Raw genomic sequence first — 15,952 nt, forward strand, 5'->3', positions numbered from 1 at the left:
TCGCTCCCTGAGGAACCGCTCCCATGCCGCGCCGCTATCTGCTCAGCCGCATCGCCCAGGCCGCCCTGGTGCTGTGGGCGGCCTTCACGGTCTCGTTCATCCTGCTGCAGCTGCTGCCGGGCGATGCCGTGCTGATCAAGTTCCTGAACCCCGAGCTGGGCCTGGGCCCGCAGGAGATCGCCGACATCCGCGCCGCCTATGGCTCGGACCAGCCCGTGTGGCAGCAGTACCTGCACACGCTGGGCCAGTTCCTCACGGGCCACTTCGGCTATTCGCTGCAGGCCGGCGTGCCGGTGAGCCAGGGCCTGGCCACCAGCCTGCCACCCACGCTCAAGCTCGCTGCCCTGGGCTTTGCCGCAGCCGCGCTGCTGGCCGTGGCGCTGGCGGCGGCTGCCAGCCTGGCGCCCTTTGCCTGGCTGCGCAACGCGCTGTATTCGCTGCCTTCGGTCTTTATCTCGGTGCCCGTGTTCTGGCTGGGGATCATGCTGATCCAGGTGGTGTCATTCCGCCTGGGCTGGATCGCCGTGATCAATCCCGGCCCCTGGGAAGGACTGGTGCTGCCCACGCTGACCCTGGCCGTGCCGATCTCGGCGCCGCTGGCCCAGGTGCTGCTGCGCAATATCGATGCCGTGCTGGCCCAGCCCTTCGTGGCCGTGGCACGGGCCAAGGGCGCCTCGCGCCGCTGGGTGCTGCTGCGCCATGTGGCACGCAATGCCCTGCTGCCCACGCTGACCATTGCCGGCGTGCTGTTCGGCGAGCTGCTGGCCGGGGCCGTGGTGACGGAGGCCGTGTTTGGCCTCAATGGCCTGGGCACGCTGACCCAGCAGGCCGTGGGCAACCAGGACACGGCCGTGCTCCAGGCCGTGGTGGTCGTCTCGGCCGCCGCCTTCGTACTCATCAACCTCGCCGTGGATCTGCTGTACCCGCTGCTTGATCCGCGCCTGCGCCATTCCGTGGAGAACCGGCCATGAACACTGCCGTCTCAAGCGCTCTTTCCCCGGCCCTGGATGCCCAGGCCGCGCCCGCCACTCCTACTCCCATTCCCACGGCGCTGCCAGCGTCGTCCCTGGCCCCTGCGCCAGCCGCCCCGCGCCGCAGCTTCGCCTTGCCGGCCCGCCTGCAATCCCTGAAACGCCTGCCGCCCACGCTGGCCCTGGCCTGGCTGGTGATTGCCGTGGCCGCGCTGTGGGCACTGGCGCCCGGCTGGTTCGCCCACCAGAACCCGATCGCGGGCCAGGCCGGCCAGCAGTTGCTGGCGCCCGGCGCCGCGCACTGGCTGGGCACGGACGCGCTGGGGCGCGACCTGTGGGCGCGCGTGGTGCATGGCGCCGTGCATTCGCTGTCGGGCGCCTTCGTGGCCGTGGGCGTGGGCCTGGCCGTGGGCACGCTGATCGGCCTGCTGGCCGGGGCCACGGGCGGGCGCACGGAAGATGCGCTGATGCGCCTGGTCGATGTGCTGCTGGCCGTGCCTTCGCTGCTGCTGTCGCTGACCATCATCATCGTGCTGGGCTTTGGCACCATCAACGCGGCCATTGCCGTAGGCGTGGTCTCGGTGGCCAGCTTCGCGCGCCTGGTGCGCTCGGAGGTGGTGCGCGTGCGCCGCTCCGACTATGTGGAGGCCGCCTTTGGCAGCGGCGGGCGCTTTGCCGCCGTGCTGTGGCGCCATGTGCTGCCCAACTCGCTGACCTCGGTCATCGCCATGGCGGCGCTGCAGTTCGGCTCGGCGATCCTTGCGATTTCCACCCTGGGTTTTCTGGGCTACGGCGCACCGCCGCCCACGCCCGAATGGGGGCTGCTGATCGCCGAGGGCCGCAACTACATCGCCACCGCCTGGTGGCTGACCACGGCGCCGGGCCTGATCGTGGTGGCCGTGGTGCTGGCGGCCAACCGCATCGCCACGGCCTTCGCACGGAGGCCTGCATGAGCGCCGCCATCGAGGAACGCATCCACGCCGCACCAGCGGTGGCAACCACCGCCCCCGTGCTCGAAGTGCAGGACCTGGCCGTGGCCTACCGCGATGCCGCAGGCCAGGCGCAGCGCGTGGTGCACGGCGTGTCGTTTTCCGTGGCGCCGGGCGAGGTGGTGGCCCTGGTCGGCGAATCGGGCTCGGGCAAGACCACCACGGCCCAGGCCGTGATCGGCCTTTTGGCCGACAACGGCCACCGCGAGCACGGCAGCATCCGCCTGCAGGGCACCGAGGTCTCGGGCTGGCCGGCCGCACGCTGGAACGCCATCCGCGGCCGCGTGGTCAGCCTGGTGCCGCAGGACCCCACCATGTCGCTGAACCCCGTGCGCACGGTGGGCGACCAGGTGGGCGAGATCCTGCGCATCCACGGACTGCGCGACCGCACGGCCGTGGAGGCGCGCGTGCTGGAGCTGCTGGCCCGCGTGGGCCTGTCCCAGCCCGCGCTGCGCGCACGCCAGTATCCGCACGAACTGTCGGGCGGCATGCGCCAGCGCGTGCTGATCGCCATCGCCATCGCGCTGCGGCCCGCCCTCATCATTGCCGACGAGCCCACCAGCGCGCTGGACGTGACCGTGCAGCGGCGCATCCTGGACCTGATCGACGCGCTGCGCCGCGAGACCGGCACGGCCGTGCTGCTGGTCACGCATGACCTGGGCGTGGCGGCCGACCGCTCGCACCGCCTGGTCGTCATGCAGGGCGGCCGCATCCAGGAGCAGGGTCCCACGCTGGAGCTGCTGCGCAATCCGCAAAGCGCCTATACGCGGCGACTGCTGGCCGATGCGCCTTCTCTGGCGCCCGCGCCGCGCCGCACGCCCAGGCCCGCCACGGCCGATGACTGGGCCATCGAGGTCGAGGACCTGGTGCACGAGTTCGCGGCGCCCGGCCATGCCTCGGCCCACGGGCGCGGCATCTTCCGCGCCGTGGACGGCGTGTCGCTGCGCGTGCGCCGGGGCAGCACGCATGCCATCGTGGGCGAGTCAGGCTCGGGCAAGACCACCACCATCCGCGCCATCGTGGGCCTGGGCCGGCCCACGGCGGGCCGCATCCGCATCGAAGGCACCGAGGTCACGGGCCTGCGCGGCGAGGCCCTGCGCCAGCTGCGCCGCCGCGTGCAGTTGGTCTACCAGAACCCGTTCAGTTCTCTGGACCCGCGCCAGAGCGTGTTCGACATCATCGAGGAGCCCCTGCTGAACTTCGACCCGCTGCCGGCCGATGAGCGCCGCCGGCGCGTGCACGACATGCTGGAGCGCGTGGGCCTGCCGGCCGCCGTGCTGCAGCGGCGCCCGCATGCGCTGTCGGGCGGCCAGCGCCAGCGCGTGGCGATTGCGCGCGCCCTGGTGCTGCAGCCGCAGGTGCTGGTGCTGGACGAGGCCGTATCGGCCCTGGACGTGACGGTGCAGGCCCAGATCCTCGCCCTGCTCGCCCAGCTGCAGCAGGACCTGGGGCTGACCTATCTCTTCATCTCGCACGACCTTGCCGTGGTGCGCCAGATTGCCGACACGGTGTCGGTGCTGCGCGCGGGCCGGGTGGTGGACGCGGGCAGCGTGGAGGAGGTGTTCCAGCGCCCCACCAGCGACTACACGCGTGAACTCATGGACGCCATTCCCGGCAAAAGGAGCATTGATTTTGTCCCTCATACCGCCTGACACACACGCTGGCGCCGTCCCCCGCAGCGGCCCGCGCCTGGGCTTCTTCAGCCGCCTGCTCGACGACGCGCCGGCCGGCGAGCGCTACCGCCTGGTGGCCGAGCAGATCGCCCATGCCGAGGCCCACGGCTTCGACTCGGCCTGGGTGGCCCAGCACCATTTCCATGAAAGCGAGGGCGGCCTGCCCTCGCCCTTCGTCTTCCTGGCCCATGTGGCGGCGCGCACGCGGCGCATCCGCATCGGCACGGGCGTGATCACGCTGCCGCTGGAAAACGCGCTGCGCGTGGCCGAGGACGCGGCCGTGCTGGACCTGCTGACCGGCGGCCGCCTGGAGGTGGGCCTGGGCACGGGCGGCACGGCCGAATCCTTCGAGGCCTTTGGCGTGCAGGGCGCAGAGCGCGGCGCCGTCTTCGCACGCAACTTCGGCGTGCTGCAGGACGCCTGGGCCGGGCGTGCGCTGGCCGGCGGCGTGCGCCTGTACCCGGCCGCGCCGCAGCTGCTGGAGCGCGTCTGGCAGGCCACGTTCTCGGCCGAGGGCGGCGCGCGGGCCGGGGCCAACGGCGACGGCCTGATGCTGTCGCGCACCCAGCCACGGCCCCAAGGCGCGCCGCAGGCCACGCTGTCCGAGATCCAGAACCCCATCATCGACGCCTACCTCGCCCGCCTGCCCGCAGGGCGGGCGCCGCGCATCCTGGGCTCGCGCACGCTGTTCGTGGCCGACCGCCGAGACGATGCGCTGCGCTGGGCCGAGGCCGGCCTGCGCCGCGTGGCCCTGCGCCATGCGACCCAGCCCTCGCAATGGGCGGCCCGCGTCGATCCGCAGGCGCCGCTGGCCGATCTCATCGCCGCCTACGACGTGCATGTGGGCACGCCCGACGAGGTCATTGCCTCGCTGCGCGCCGACACGGCGCTGGCGCGCGTGAGCGACATCGTCTTCCAGGTGCATTCCATCGACCCTCCGCACGACGCCATCCTGCGCTCCATCGAGCTGACGGCCGCCCATGTGGCACCGGCCCTGGGCTGGCGCCGTGCCGATGAGTCCACATCCACGTCCACCCCAGCGCCCTCTTCCCTCCCCGCAGTCCGGGCCGGACTGCTGCAAGCCGCATGACCATGAACACCACCGCAACGCCCCGCTTTCCCGGCGACGTGATCGACCACCTCGCCGACATCACCCCCGGCAGCGCACTGGACCGCGTGCGCCGCCACCGCACCGAGGCACGCACGCAGGCCCAGCAAAGCTTTGCCGCCCTGTTCACGCCCGCCGAGCCCGTGCCCGGCACGGTCTCGCTGCCCGAGCGGCTGGCCCTGGCCGCCTTCACGGCCGGGCTGCATGGCGAGCCGCGCAGCGCCGTCTTCTATACACGCGGACTGGCCACCGAGGATGCGGAACTGGCCGCCGTGGTGGCGTCCGAAGTGGTGCGTGGCCGCGCCCAGAGCCTGCAGGCCGGCAGCGGCCCGCACGGCCCCTACGGCAGCTACCCGGCAGGCCCGCTGAGCCGCGAGGACCAGCCCGGCCCCGCCTATGCCGTGGACCCGGCCCACGCCGCACTGCTGGGCCCGCGCCTGGCCGCGGCGCTGGCCCATGCCCACCTGCTGGCCTACCACCCGCGCGACGCCAGCGCCGGGGCCCTGCGGGCGCTGCAACAGGCGGGCTGGAGCGAGACGGACATCGTCATCCTGTCCCAGCTGGCGTCCTTCCTGTCCTTCCAGATCCGCGTGGTGGCGGGGTTGCGCGTGCTGGCTGCACGCCCCGCGCCCCAGGCAGCCCATCAACCCACCACCCTGCAAGCCCAGCCATGACCTCAACGAACTCCGCCGCTCCCCAGGTCTTCACCCAGGAACAACTCGACTGGCTGCCATGGATTGAGCCGCTGGAAGAAAGCGAGCTGACCGAACGCCACCATGCAGGCCTGGTCGATGCCTCACGCGCGCAGTCGCCCTACTTCCGCCTGCTGGCGCGCGACCCCGACACGCTGGGCGCACGCACGCGCACCGACAAGGACATCTTCTACAACCCCGACGCCGGCCTGCCGCGCGCCGAGCGCGAGCTGGCCGCTGCAGCCACCTCGCGCGCCAATGGCTGCATCTACTGCGCCTCGGTCCATGCGCGCTTTGCCACGCATTTCTCGCGCCGGGGCGGCGACGTGCAGCGCCTGCTCGACGAAGGCCCGGGCACGGACCTGGGGCCGCGCTGGAACGCCATCGTCACGGCGGCCGTGGCGCTGACCCAGACGCCGCCTGCGCTGGAGCCCGCCCACATCGATGCGCTGCGCACCGCAGGCCTGGACGATGCCGCCATCTCCGATGTGCTGCACGGCACGGCCTTCTTCAACTGGGCCAACCGGCTCATGCTGTCGCTGGGCGAGCCACGGACCACGGCTTGAGGGCGGCCGCCCTCACCACAGGCCCAGCAGCTTCCACCAGACACTGCCGACCACGGCAAAGATCAGCAGCTCGATCACGCACATGGCCGCACCCACGCGCCACCAGTTGCCCAGCGTGACATAGCCGCTGCCGAAGATGATGGGCGAAGTGCCGGTGGCGTAGTGGGTCAGCGTCATCATGATGGCCGAGCCGGCCGTCATCATCAGCATGAAGGGCACGACATAGTCGGCCGGAATCAGCTGCGCACCCACGGTCAGGAAGGCCAGCATCATCGCGCTGATGTGGGCCGTGGTGCTGGCGAACAGGTAGTGCGAGAACACGAACACGCCCACCAGGATGGCCGCCACCGGCAGCCAGTCCAGGCCGCTGGCGACGATGGCGTTCTTCATGCCCACGGCAAACCAGGACACCACGCCGAGCTTGTTGAGCTGCTCGGCCAGCATGACCAGGGCGCCGAACCATACCAGGGTATCCCAGGCGCTTTTCTCGGACAGCACGTCATCCCAGTCGATGGTGCCCGTGATGATCAGCACGAACAGGCCCAGGAAGGCGACCACGGTGGGGTCCAGCACGAAGGCCGAGCCGAACAGCATCTGCGGCACGTTGGCCCACAGCAGCAGCATCAGGCCGAAGGTGCCCAGCATCACGCGCTCCTTGCCCGACAGCGGCCCCATGCGCGCCATCTCGCTGCGCGCGTACTCCACGGCATTGGGCGTGGCCTTGAGCTCGGGCGGCGACAGCAGGTAGATCACCAGCGGCATCAGCAGCAGGCACAGCAGGCCCGGCAGCAGCATGTACAGCGCCCAGGTGGTCCAGCTCAGGTGCAGGGCCTGGCCCGTGGCCTTGGCCACGAAATCCACCACCAGCGGGTTGGGCGCGGTGGCGGTCAGGAACATGGCCGAGGTGATGGGATTGGCGTGGTAGTTGACCAGGGCCAGGTAGGTGCCCACCTTGCCCTGCGTGCCCTTGGCCGGGTCCGACTCGAAGGCATTGGCGATGGACTTCATGATCGGGTGCACGATGCCGCCGCCGCGCGCCGTGTTGCTGGGCGTGAACGGAGCCAGCACCAGCTCGCAGATCGCCAGGCCGTAGCCGATGCCGATGGTGCGCTTGCCCAGCAGGGCGATGAACATCAGGCCGATGCGGCTGCCCAGCCCCGTCTTCTTGAGGCCGCGCGAGATCAGGATGGCCACCACGATCAGCCAGATCAGCGGGCTGGAAAAGCTGCTCAGCGCATCGGTGATGGCACCCTTGGACGAGCCGGAGGTGACCTGGGACAGCGAGACGATGACGATGGCCATCAAGGCCATCACGCCGATGGGCATGACCTTGAGGATGATGGCCACGATGGTGGTCAGGAAAATGGCGACCAGCTGCCAGCCCTTGGGCGTCAGCCCCTCGGCCACGGGCATCAGCAGCAGGCCGAACAGCACGGCGGTGGCAATCAGTGCCGGCACCAGCCGGAACGGCACGGCCGCCTTGAAATAGCGGAACAGCGAGGCGATCTTCTCGAGCATGTGGATCCTTTGCGTTGCCGGAGCGGCGCCGAGAGAGCATGGCCTGCCGGGAGCAAAAGCCCACCAGCCTGCACGGGCACTGGCGGCCGCGCCGCATGACTGACATCATGATGCAGTGCAGCATGAGCCCGGCTTCCAGCGGGCGCCTGCGCCACCGAAGTTTGACAGGCGTCAAGGCCGGGCCAGTAAACCTGGCGACCCAGGCCACCGAGCCCCGCTCACATGACAGCATCCCCAGACCGGGTGCCTTTCGCCCCGGTGTACCCATGCAGTGAAAAAAGGAGAAAAGCCGACATGCCAGCCAACCGATTCTTGCCCGAGGAATGGGAATGCCGGCTCCAGGAAATCGACCTGGAGATCGCCCGCCACGCCGTCATATGCAAGATCCCGCTGCTGCAGGCCGGTGTGGTGGAGCGCGTGCTGGCCAATGACGCCAGCGTCTGCGGCGCCGAGCACGAGGCCGCATTCAAGACCCTGCGCGGCCTTCTGTACATGCACTACACCGAGCTGCTGCACATCAGCGAAGTGCTCAGCCCCGAGGTCGCCCAGGAAATCGCCCACCGCGTGCGCCTGCGGCTGGGCCAGCGCATCGGCAACCAGCTGGGCGGCTGATGCCGCGCTGTCCGCCTGGCCTTTGCCCTGACGCGAGGGCATGAAAAAAGGGCTACGACAGTTGTCGTAGCCCTTTTCAATTTGGTTGCGCGAGAAGGATTTGAACCTCCGACCTTTGGGTTATGAGCCCAACGAGCTACCAGACTGCTCCATCGCGCGGTATTCCAAAATTATAGCAGATTATTCAGCTGCCTTGGCTTCGGCGGCGCCTTCTTCAGCGCGCTCGACCAGTTCCACGAAGGCCATGGGGGCGTTGTCGCCCACGCGGAAGCCCATCTTCAGGATACGGGTGTAGCCACCAGGACGCTTTGCGAAGCGGGGGCCCAGCTCGTTGAAGAGCTTGGTCACGCTGTCGCGGTCGCGCAGGCGGTCGAATGCCAGACGGCGGTTGGCAACGGTGTCGACCTTGGCCAGGGTGATCATGGGCTCGATCACGCGGCGCAGTTCCTTGGCCTTGGGAACGGTGGTCTTGATGGCTTCGTGCTCGATGAGCGAATTCATCATGTTCTTCAGCATCGCCAGGCGGTGCGAAGAGGTGCGATTGAGTTTGCGGAGGCCGTGACCGTGACGCATGGTGCTTTATTCCTAAAATATGTAATTAGGGCTTGCGCAAACAAGGATGCAAGCCTGGACCCGTTACCGGATCTGCAGCTTGCCTCAACCGAATTTGCGCAAGTTGTTGATTAATTCGTGCAGCCGTATCAGGTACTGCCCGAGGCACTGAGGCTCTCCAAAAAGGAGAGCCTGCAATTATAGTGCTTAGCGCTTTTCCAGGCCAGCAGGCGGCCAGTTCTCGAGCTTCATGCCCAGCGTCAGACCGCGGGAAGCCAGGACTTCCTTGATCTCGTTGAGCGACTTGCGACCCAGGTTGGGGGTCTTGAGCAGCTCGTTTTCGGTACGCTGGATCAGGTCGCCGATGTAGTAGATGTTCTCTGCCTTGAGGCAGTTGGCCGAACGCACTGTGAGTTCCAGCTCGTCCACGGGACGCAGCAAGATGGGATCAAAGGCGGTTGCGGCACCACGGCCACCGGCCGGAGCATCGAAGACGCTGGCGATATCGCCGCCGTCCAGCTGAGCGAACACGGCGAGCTGTTCCACCAGGATCTTGGCGGAGGCGCGCACGGCGTCCTCGGCAGTGATCGCACCATTGGTTTCGATCTCCACCACCAGCTTGTCGAGGTCGGTGCGTTGTTCAACGCGGGCCGATTCGACGGCGTAGCTCACGCGCTTGACGGGCGAGAACGAAGCGTCCAGCACAATGCGGCCGATCGACTTCGTGGACTCGTCGCCATAGCGGCGCACGTTGCCGGGCACATAGCCGCGGCCCTTCTCCACCTTGATCTGCATGTCCAGCTTGCCGCCTTGCGACAGGTTGGCGATGACATGATCAGGATTGATGATTTCCACGTCGTGGGGCGTCTGGATGTCGCGCGCCGTCACGACGCCTTCGCCATCCTTGCGCAGCGAGAGCGTGACCTCATCGCGGTTGTGCAGCTTGAACACCACACCCTTGAGGTTCAGCAGGATGTTGACCACATCTTCCTGGACACCGTCGATGGACGAGTACTCGTGCAACACACCAGCAATCGTCACTTCCGTCGCTGCGTAACCCACCATGGACGAGAGCAGGACACGGCGCAGGGCGTTGCCCAGCGTATGGCCGTAGCCACGCTCAAACGGCTCCAGAACAACTTTGGCGCGATTGTGGCCAAGCTGCTCGACATTGATCGTCTTGGGCTTCAGCAAATTGGTTTGCATGCAGACTTCCTCTCAATACCCCCGGCTCGTTACACCGGTAAGGCTGGTGAAGCACCCCAGCGCGATGCCTCGCGGCTGGGGGACGGTTTTACAGAAATGTCGCTGCGCGGAATTAACGCGAGTACAACTCAACGATCAGGGATTCGTTGATGTCTGCACCGAACTCGTCGCGGTCAGGCGACTTCTTGAACGTGCCTTCAGCCTTGTCGGCAGACACTTCCACCCATGCGGGGAAACCGACTTGACCAGCCAGTTGCAGGGCTTCGACGATACGAGCCTGCTTCTTGGACTTTTCACGCACGGCGACCACGTCACCCACCTTCACCATGTAGGAAGGGATGTTGACGGATTGGCCGTTGACCGTGATGGCCTTGTGCGACACCAGCTGACGCGCTTCCGAGCGGGTCGAGCCGAAGCCCATGCGGTACACCACGTTGTCCAGACGCGACTCCAGCAGCGACAGCAGATTGGCACCGGTGTTGCCCTTCTTCTTGTCGGCGGCTTCGAAGTAGCGGCGGAATTGCTTTTCCAGCACGCCGTACATGCGCTTGACCTTCTGCTTTTCACGCAGCTGCAGGCCGAAGTCGGAAGTACGCTGACCGGAAGTGCGGCCGTGCTGGCCGGGCTTGGTGTCGAACTTGGACTTGTCGGCGATCGAGCGACGTGCGCTCTTCAGGAACAGGTCAGTGCCTTCACGGCGGGAGAGTTTGGCCTTGGGGCCGATATAGCGTGCCACTTGATTTCCTTTGTGTCATCTGCCGTGCACAAGCACGGGAGCCGCCCGCGATGTTACACATCTGGGCGGCGGTGGGCTTGGTGAAAAAGCTTAGATACGACGGCGCTTTTGAGGGCGGCAGCCGTTGTGGGGAACCGGCGTCACGTCCGCGATGGAGGTGATGCGGATGCCCAGGGCGCCCAGGGCGCGAACCGAGGATTCACGGCCAGGACCGGGACCCTTGATTTCGACGTCCAGGTTCTTGATGCCCTGTTCGATGGCAGCACGACCAGCCACTTCCGAAGCCACCTGGGCAGCGAAGGGAGTCGACTTGCGCGAACCCTTGAAGCCCTGGCCACCCGACGAGGCCCACGACAGAGCGTTGCCTTGGCGGTCGGTGATGGTGATGATCGTGTTGTTGAACGAAGCGTGCACGTGGGCAATGCCGTCCGAAATGTTCTTACGGACTTTCTTGCGAACGCGCTGTGCAGCGTTGTTTGCGGGAGACTTAGCCATAGTGATCTTTCAATCTCTTTATTTCTTCAAAGCCGCGGCACCCTTGCGCGGACCCTTGCGGGTACGTGCATTCGTGCGGGTACGTTGACCACGCATGGGCAGGCCACGACGATGACGGAAACCGCGATAGCAACCGATGTCCATCAAACGCTTGATGTTCATCGTTGTTTCGCGACGCAGATCACCTTCCAGAGTCAGGGAAGTCAGCTGATCACGGATCTTTTCCAGATCACCGTCAGTCAGTTCCTTGATTTTCTTGGAATATGCGATGCCAGCGGCTTCGCAGATCTTGCGTGCAGTGGTGCGACCGATCCCATAGATAGCGGTCAGGCCGATTTCAGCGTGCTGATGCGGCGGGATGTTAATGCCAGCGATACGTGCCATTATTCGTCCTCAAACTTTCCTATCAACCCTGGCGCTGCTTGTGGCGCTGGTCCGTGCAGATCACTCGCACCACACCTTTGCGGCGGATGATCTTGCAGTTACGGCAGATTTTTTTGACCGAAGCCGAAACTCTCATTTCATTCTCCTAAAACTCTACATCCGTTACGGCCTATCGACCGGGAAACATGCCCGCGATGGATAGATCGAGTGGGCGTCTACTAACTCTTACTGGACCCGCCGGCACCGCCGGCCAGGCCCATCACTTAGTTCAATTGCCAAGTGTCGCTTTGAAGTTCGCCTTTTTGAGGAGCGATTCGTACTGTTGCGACATCATGTAGTTCTGCACCTGGGCCATGAAGTCCATGGTCACCACCACAATAATCAGCAGTGATGTGCCACCGAAGTAGAACGGAACGTTGTACTTCAGGATCAGGAACTCGGGCAACAAGCACACGAATGTGATGTACACCGCGCCAGCCAGGGTCAGGCGAACCAGGATCTTGTCAATGTAGCGGGCCGTCTGGTCACCGGGACGGATCCCGGGGATGAAGGCACCACTCTTCTTCAGGTTGTCGGCGGTTTCCCGGCTGTTGAACACCAGGGCCGTGTAGAAGAAGCAGAAGAAGATGATGGCAGTGGCGTAGAGCATCACATAGATCGGCTGACCGGGGGTCAGCGTGCTAGCAATGTCCTTCAGCCAGCGCATGGATTCCCCTGCACTGAACCAGTTCACAACGGTCGCCGGCAGCAAGATGATCGAGGAAGCGAAGATGGGAGGAATGACCCCCGCCATGTTCAGCTTCAGCGGCAAGTGCGAAGACTGGCCACCATACACCTTGTTACCCACCTGACGACGCGCATAGTTCACCAGGATCTTGCGTTGTCCCCGCTCGACAAACACGACGAAGTACGTCACGGCTGCCACCACGAGAACGATGAAGATCGCGGCCAGGATGCTCATGGCACCGGTGCGCACCAGCTCCAGCAGACCACCGATGGAGCTCGGCAGACCTGCGGCGATACCTCCAAAGATGAGGATCGAGATGCCGTTGCCCAGACCACGTTCCGTGATCTGTTCACCGAGCCACATCAGGAACATGGTGCCGGCCGTCAGGCTGACCACCGCCGTGAGGCGGAAGCCGAAGCCAGGGCTCAGAACCAGACCTGCGGAGCTTTCCAGAGCCACGGCAATTCCCAGGGACTGAAAAATCGCCAGGCCCAATGTGCCGTAGCGGGTGTATTGGGTGATCTTGCGACGACCCGATTCACCTTCCTTTTTCAGCTGCTCGAATGTAGGGACCACGTAGGTCATGAGCTGCATGATGATCGATGCCGAGATGTACGGCATGATCCCCAGTGCGAACACCGTGAAGCGCGAGAGCGCCCCACCCGAGAACATGTTGAACAGATTGAGAATGCCGCCCTGCTGGCCATTGAACAGCTGCTGCAGCTGCGCTGGATCGATGCCCGGCACGGGGATATGAGCCCCGATCCGGTAAACGACCAGCGCGAGCAACAGAAAAACCAGACGGCGGCGAAGATCGCCGAATTTTCCGGTTTTTGCAATTTGAGCTGCGCTAGTAGCCACGGATGTCTTCTTTCAGATCATTAATCAGGCGATGCTGCCACCGGCAGCTTCGATGGCAGCCTTGGCGCCGGCGGTAGCGCCGATGCCGTTGAGCTTGACAGCCTTGCTGATTTCACCGCTCTTGATGATCTTGACCACCTTTGCGATTTCACCAACCAGACCGGCTTGCTTCAGAGCTGCCAGATCGACTTCGGCCAGGCCCAGCTGTTCCAGAGCGGACAGGGTCACTTCTGCATTGAACTTCAGCAGATGCGACTTGAAGCCACGCTTGGGCAGACGGCGCTGCAGAGGCATTTGACCGCCTTCGAAGCCCACCTTGTGGTAGCCACCCGAACGCGACTTCTGACCCTTGTGACCACGGCCGGCAGTCTTGCCCAGGCCGGAGCCGATGCCGCGACCGACACGGCGCTTGGCGTGCTTGGAGCCCTCTGCAGGCTTGATGCTATTGAGTTCCATCATCAATCCTTTCAGAGAACTTTGACCAGGTAGCTGATCTTGTTGATCATGCCGCGCACGGCAGGCGTGTCCTGCAGTTCGCTGATGCTGTTCAGCTTGCGCAGGCCCAGGCCACGGACGGTGGCGCGGTGCGATTCCTTGGTGCCAATGGGGCTGCGCACCAGTTGCACCTTCACGGTTTGTTGCGTTGTCATGTGATTGACTCCGATCAGGCGGTGAAGATGTCTTCAACCGACTTGCCGCGCTTGGCTGCCACTTCCGAAGGGGTCGTGGAGTGCTTCAGAGCGTCAAAAGTCGCGCGGACCATGTTGTAGGGATTCGACGAACCATGGCTCTTGGCCACGATGTCGGTGATGCCCAGCACTTCGAAAACGGCGCGCATCGGGCCGCCGGCGATGATGCCGGTACCCTTGGGAGCGGGGTTCAGCATCACGGATGCTGCGCCATGCTGACCCATCACGGTGTGATGGATCGTGCCGTGCTTCAAAGACACCTTGATCATGTTGCGACGGGATTCTTCCATCGCCTTTTGCACGGCTGCAGGCACTTCCTTCGACTTGCCCTTGCCCATGCCAACGCGGCCATCACCATCGCCAACCACGGTCAGTGCAGCGAAGCCGAGGATACGACCGCCCTTCACAACCTTGGTGACGCGGTTCACCGCGATCATTTTTTCGCGCAGACCGTCGTCACGACCTTCGTCTTGCACCTTGGGAGAAAACTTTGCCATTTCTATCCGCTCCGCTTAGAACTGCAGGCCGGCTTCACGAGCGGCTTCTGCCAAAGCCTTCACGCGGCCGTGGTATGCGAAACCAGCGCGATCGAAAGCCACTTTCTCCACGCCGGCAGCCTTCGCCTTCTCGGCAATGCGCTTGCCAATCAGCGTAGCGGCAGCCACGTTGCCACCCTTGCCGATGGCGCCCAGTTGGGTGCGCACTTCGGCTTCGGCGGTGGAGGCCGAAGCCAGCACCTTGGTGCCGTCTTCCGACACCACGCTTGCGTAGATGTGGAGGTTCGTACGGTTCACGCTCAGACGTGCCACGCCTTGCTGTGCAATGCGGATGCGGGTCTGGCGGGCACGACGGAGACGCTGCTCTTTCTTGGTCAACATAATGCAGCTCCTTACTTCTTCTTGGTCTCTTTGATCACGACCTTCTCATCCGAGTAACGGATGCCCTTGCCCTTGTAGGGCTCGGGAGGACGAACGGCACGGATCTCAGCAGCCATTTGGCCAACGGCCTGGCGGTCAGCACCCTTGACCAAGATTTCGGTCGGTGTGGGGGTGGTGACAGTGATGCCGGCCGGCATTTCGAAGTTCACCGGGTGCGAAAAGCCGATCGCCAGGTTCAGCTTGGAGCCCGAGGCCGAAGCCTTGAAACCCACGCCAACCAGCGACAGCTTCTTCTCGAAGCCCTTGCTCACGCCCACCACCATGTTGTTCACCAGCTGACGCATGGTGCCGCTCATGGCGTTGGCTTCGCGCGAGTCATTGACGGGCTCGAAAGACAGCTTGCCTTCGTTGTTGGAGATCTTCACCAGAACGTTCTGGGCTTGCGACAGCGTGCCGCCGGTGCCCTTCACATTGATCTGGTCGTCTTTGATGGACACATCCACGCCTGCGGGGATGGCCACGGGAGTCTTTGCTACGCGAGACATTTCAGTATTTCTCCTTAATGTCCGTTAGGCCACGTAGCACAGCACTTCGCCGCCCACGCCAGTGGCGCGTGCCTTGCGATCCGTCATCACGCCCTTGGGAGTGGTGACGATGGCAACGCCCATACCGTTCATGACCTGGGGGATTGCGTCACGGCCCTTGTACACGCGCAGGCCGGGACGGCTCACGCGCTCGATGCGCTCGATCACCGGACGGCCGGCGTAGTACTTCAGGGTAATTTCGAGTTCGGACTTGCCAGCGTCGGTCTTCACTTGGAAGCCGTCGATGTAGCCTTCATCCTTCAGCACCTGGGCGATGGCAACCTTGACCTTGGAGGAAGGAGCCGTCACGGTGGTCTTGGAGACCATTTGTGCATTGCGGATGCGGGTCAGCAAGTCAGCGATGGGATCACTCATGCTCATGTTTAATCTCTCCTGCTTGCTTACCAGCTGGCCTTGGTGACACCGGGGATGTCGCCAGCGAAGGCCAGTTCACGGATCTTGGCGCGGCCCAGACCGAATTGACGGAAGGTGCCACGGGGACGACCCGTGATCTCGCAGCGGTTGCGCTGGCGAGTGGGGTTCGCGTTACGGGGCAGCTTCTGCAGGCCCAGGCGAGCGGCGTCGCGCTCTTCGTCGCTGCGCTTTGCGTCAGCGGCGATTGCCTTCAGTTCTGCGTATTTGGCAGCGTACTTGGCTGCCAGCTTTTCGCGCTTGAGTTCGCGCTGGATCAATGCAACTTTAGCCATGCGC

The 15,952-nt window shown here is 64.9% G+C and carries 22 protein-coding genes and 1 tRNA gene; 7 read left to right on the forward strand and 16 right to left on the reverse strand.

All coding sequences use genetic code 11. The features are described 5' to 3' along the window. The first annotated feature begins 23 nt into the window (after positions 1-23). Genes DELCS14_RS27020 through DELCS14_RS27045 form a run of 6 tightly spaced genes read left to right on the forward strand, consistent with a single transcriptional unit; the run spans position 24 to position 5,999 of the window. The gene (locus DELCS14_RS27020; protein ID WP_013804438.1) at positions 24-971 is read left to right on the forward strand and encodes an ABC transporter permease; all 948 of its coding nucleotides are present in this window, start codon (positions 24-26) and stop codon (positions 969-971) included. Then, the gene (locus DELCS14_RS27025) at positions 968-1,924 is read left to right on the forward strand and encodes an ABC transporter permease (protein WP_012202986.1); all 957 of its coding nucleotides are present in this window, start codon (positions 968-970) and stop codon (positions 1,922-1,924) included. The genes DELCS14_RS27020 and DELCS14_RS27025 overlap by 4 nt, the downstream gene beginning before the upstream one ends. Next, positions 1,921-3,612, forward strand: coding sequence for an ABC transporter ATP-binding protein (locus tag DELCS14_RS27030; protein WP_013804439.1), 1,692 nt, complete (start codon positions 1,921-1,923; stop codon positions 3,610-3,612). The genes DELCS14_RS27025 and DELCS14_RS27030 overlap by 4 nt, the downstream gene beginning before the upstream one ends. After that, the gene (locus DELCS14_RS27035) at positions 3,593-4,723 is read left to right on the forward strand and encodes a putative FMN-dependent luciferase-like monooxygenase (protein ID WP_013804440.1); all 1,131 of its coding nucleotides are present in this window, start codon (positions 3,593-3,595) and stop codon (positions 4,721-4,723) included. The genes DELCS14_RS27030 and DELCS14_RS27035 overlap by 20 nt, the downstream gene beginning before the upstream one ends. Next, entirely contained in the window at positions 4,720-5,415 is a 696-nt protein-coding gene (locus DELCS14_RS27040; protein ID WP_013804441.1) for a CMD domain protein, read from the forward strand. Before DELCS14_RS27035 ends, DELCS14_RS27040 begins: the two co-directional genes overlap by 4 nt. Continuing rightward, entirely contained in the window at positions 5,412-5,999 is a 588-nt protein-coding gene (locus DELCS14_RS27045; protein ID WP_013804442.1) for an alkylhydroperoxidase domain protein, read from the forward strand. Before DELCS14_RS27040 ends, DELCS14_RS27045 begins: the two co-directional genes overlap by 4 nt. 12 nt (positions 6,000-6,011) lie before the next feature. Here DELCS14_RS27045 and DELCS14_RS27050 read toward each other — a convergent pair whose 3' ends face one another. Continuing rightward, positions 6,012-7,517: a DASS family sodium-coupled anion symporter gene (locus tag DELCS14_RS27050; protein WP_013804443.1), complete on the reverse strand. Its 1,506-nt coding sequence runs from the start codon at positions 7,515-7,517 to the stop codon at positions 6,012-6,014. Positions 7,518-7,811: 294 nt separating this feature from the next. Between DELCS14_RS27050 and DELCS14_RS27055 the strand changes: the two genes are divergently transcribed. Further along, positions 7,812-8,129 (forward strand): hypothetical protein, encoded by a 318-nt coding sequence (locus DELCS14_RS27055; protein WP_012202980.1) that lies wholly within the window; start codon positions 7,812-7,814, stop codon positions 8,127-8,129. A gap of 82 nt (positions 8,130-8,211) precedes the next feature. On the opposite strand, the gene DELCS14_RS27060 is transcribed toward DELCS14_RS27055, so the two are convergent. The 15 genes from DELCS14_RS27060 to rpsN form a co-directional block, all read right to left on the reverse strand. Further along, a tRNA-Met gene (locus tag DELCS14_RS27060) sits at positions 8,212-8,288 on the reverse strand. Positions 8,289-8,309: 21 nt separating this feature from the next. Beyond that, on the reverse strand, positions 8,310-8,702 hold the full coding sequence (gene rplQ, locus DELCS14_RS27065) for a 50S ribosomal protein L17 (protein WP_012202979.1): 393 nt from the start codon (positions 8,700-8,702) through the stop codon (positions 8,310-8,312). Between the two features lie 186 nt (positions 8,703-8,888). Beyond that, positions 8,889-9,887: a DNA-directed RNA polymerase subunit alpha gene (gene rpoA, locus DELCS14_RS27070; protein ID WP_012202978.1), complete on the reverse strand. Its 999-nt coding sequence runs from the start codon at positions 9,885-9,887 to the stop codon at positions 8,889-8,891. A gap of 112 nt (positions 9,888-9,999) precedes the next feature. Continuing rightward, positions 10,000-10,623, reverse strand: a complete 624-nt coding sequence (rpsD, locus tag DELCS14_RS27075; RefSeq protein ID WP_012202977.1) for a 30S ribosomal protein S4 — start codon at positions 10,621-10,623, stop codon at positions 10,000-10,002. 90 nt (positions 10,624-10,713) lie between these two features. After that, positions 10,714-11,118, reverse strand: a complete 405-nt coding sequence (rpsK, locus tag DELCS14_RS27080; protein ID WP_012202976.1) for a 30S ribosomal protein S11 — start codon at positions 11,116-11,118, stop codon at positions 10,714-10,716. Between the two features lie 18 nt (positions 11,119-11,136). Further along, a complete protein-coding gene (rpsM, locus tag DELCS14_RS27085) occupies positions 11,137-11,502 on the reverse strand; it encodes a 30S ribosomal protein S13 (RefSeq protein ID WP_012202975.1) in 366 nt (121 codons plus the stop codon). Between the two features lie 22 nt (positions 11,503-11,524). Continuing rightward, positions 11,525-11,638: a 50S ribosomal protein L36 gene (gene rpmJ, locus DELCS14_RS30255; protein ID WP_003050535.1), complete on the reverse strand. Its 114-nt coding sequence runs from the start codon at positions 11,636-11,638 to the stop codon at positions 11,525-11,527. 132 nt (positions 11,639-11,770) lie between these two features. Next, positions 11,771-13,090: a preprotein translocase subunit SecY gene (gene secY, locus DELCS14_RS27090; RefSeq protein ID WP_012202974.1), complete on the reverse strand. Its 1,320-nt coding sequence runs from the start codon at positions 13,088-13,090 to the stop codon at positions 11,771-11,773. A gap of 24 nt (positions 13,091-13,114) precedes the next feature. Beyond that, positions 13,115-13,546, reverse strand: coding sequence for a 50S ribosomal protein L15 (gene rplO, locus DELCS14_RS27095; protein WP_012202973.1), 432 nt, complete (start codon positions 13,544-13,546; stop codon positions 13,115-13,117). 11 nt (positions 13,547-13,557) lie between these two features. Then, positions 13,558-13,740 carry a 50S ribosomal protein L30 gene (gene rpmD / locus DELCS14_RS27100; RefSeq protein WP_012202972.1) on the reverse strand — a complete coding sequence of 61 codons (183 nt, stop codon included), beginning with the start codon at positions 13,738-13,740 and terminating at the stop codon, positions 13,558-13,560. A gap of 14 nt (positions 13,741-13,754) precedes the next feature. Then, a complete protein-coding gene (rpsE, locus tag DELCS14_RS27105; protein WP_012202971.1) occupies positions 13,755-14,276 on the reverse strand; it encodes a 30S ribosomal protein S5 in 522 nt (173 codons plus the stop codon). A gap of 15 nt (positions 14,277-14,291) precedes the next feature. After that, the gene (rplR, locus tag DELCS14_RS27110; RefSeq protein ID WP_012202970.1) at positions 14,292-14,657 is read right to left on the reverse strand and encodes a 50S ribosomal protein L18; all 366 of its coding nucleotides are present in this window, start codon (positions 14,655-14,657) and stop codon (positions 14,292-14,294) included. A gap of 11 nt (positions 14,658-14,668) precedes the next feature. Beyond that, positions 14,669-15,202, reverse strand: coding sequence for a 50S ribosomal protein L6 (rplF, locus tag DELCS14_RS27115; RefSeq protein WP_013804444.1), 534 nt, complete (start codon positions 15,200-15,202; stop codon positions 14,669-14,671). Between the two features lie 24 nt (positions 15,203-15,226). Further along, positions 15,227-15,622, reverse strand: a complete 396-nt coding sequence (gene rpsH / locus DELCS14_RS27120; protein WP_012202968.1) for a 30S ribosomal protein S8 — start codon at positions 15,620-15,622, stop codon at positions 15,227-15,229. Between the two features lie 20 nt (positions 15,623-15,642). After that, a complete protein-coding gene (gene rpsN, locus DELCS14_RS27125) occupies positions 15,643-15,948 on the reverse strand; it encodes a 30S ribosomal protein S14 (protein WP_012202967.1) in 306 nt (101 codons plus the stop codon). Between the last annotated feature and the right edge of the window lie 4 nt (positions 15,949-15,952).

This window comes from Delftia sp. Cs1-4, assembly GCF_000214395.1.
Lineage (GTDB): Bacteria > Pseudomonadota > Gammaproteobacteria > Burkholderiales > Burkholderiaceae_C > Comamonas > Comamonas acidovorans.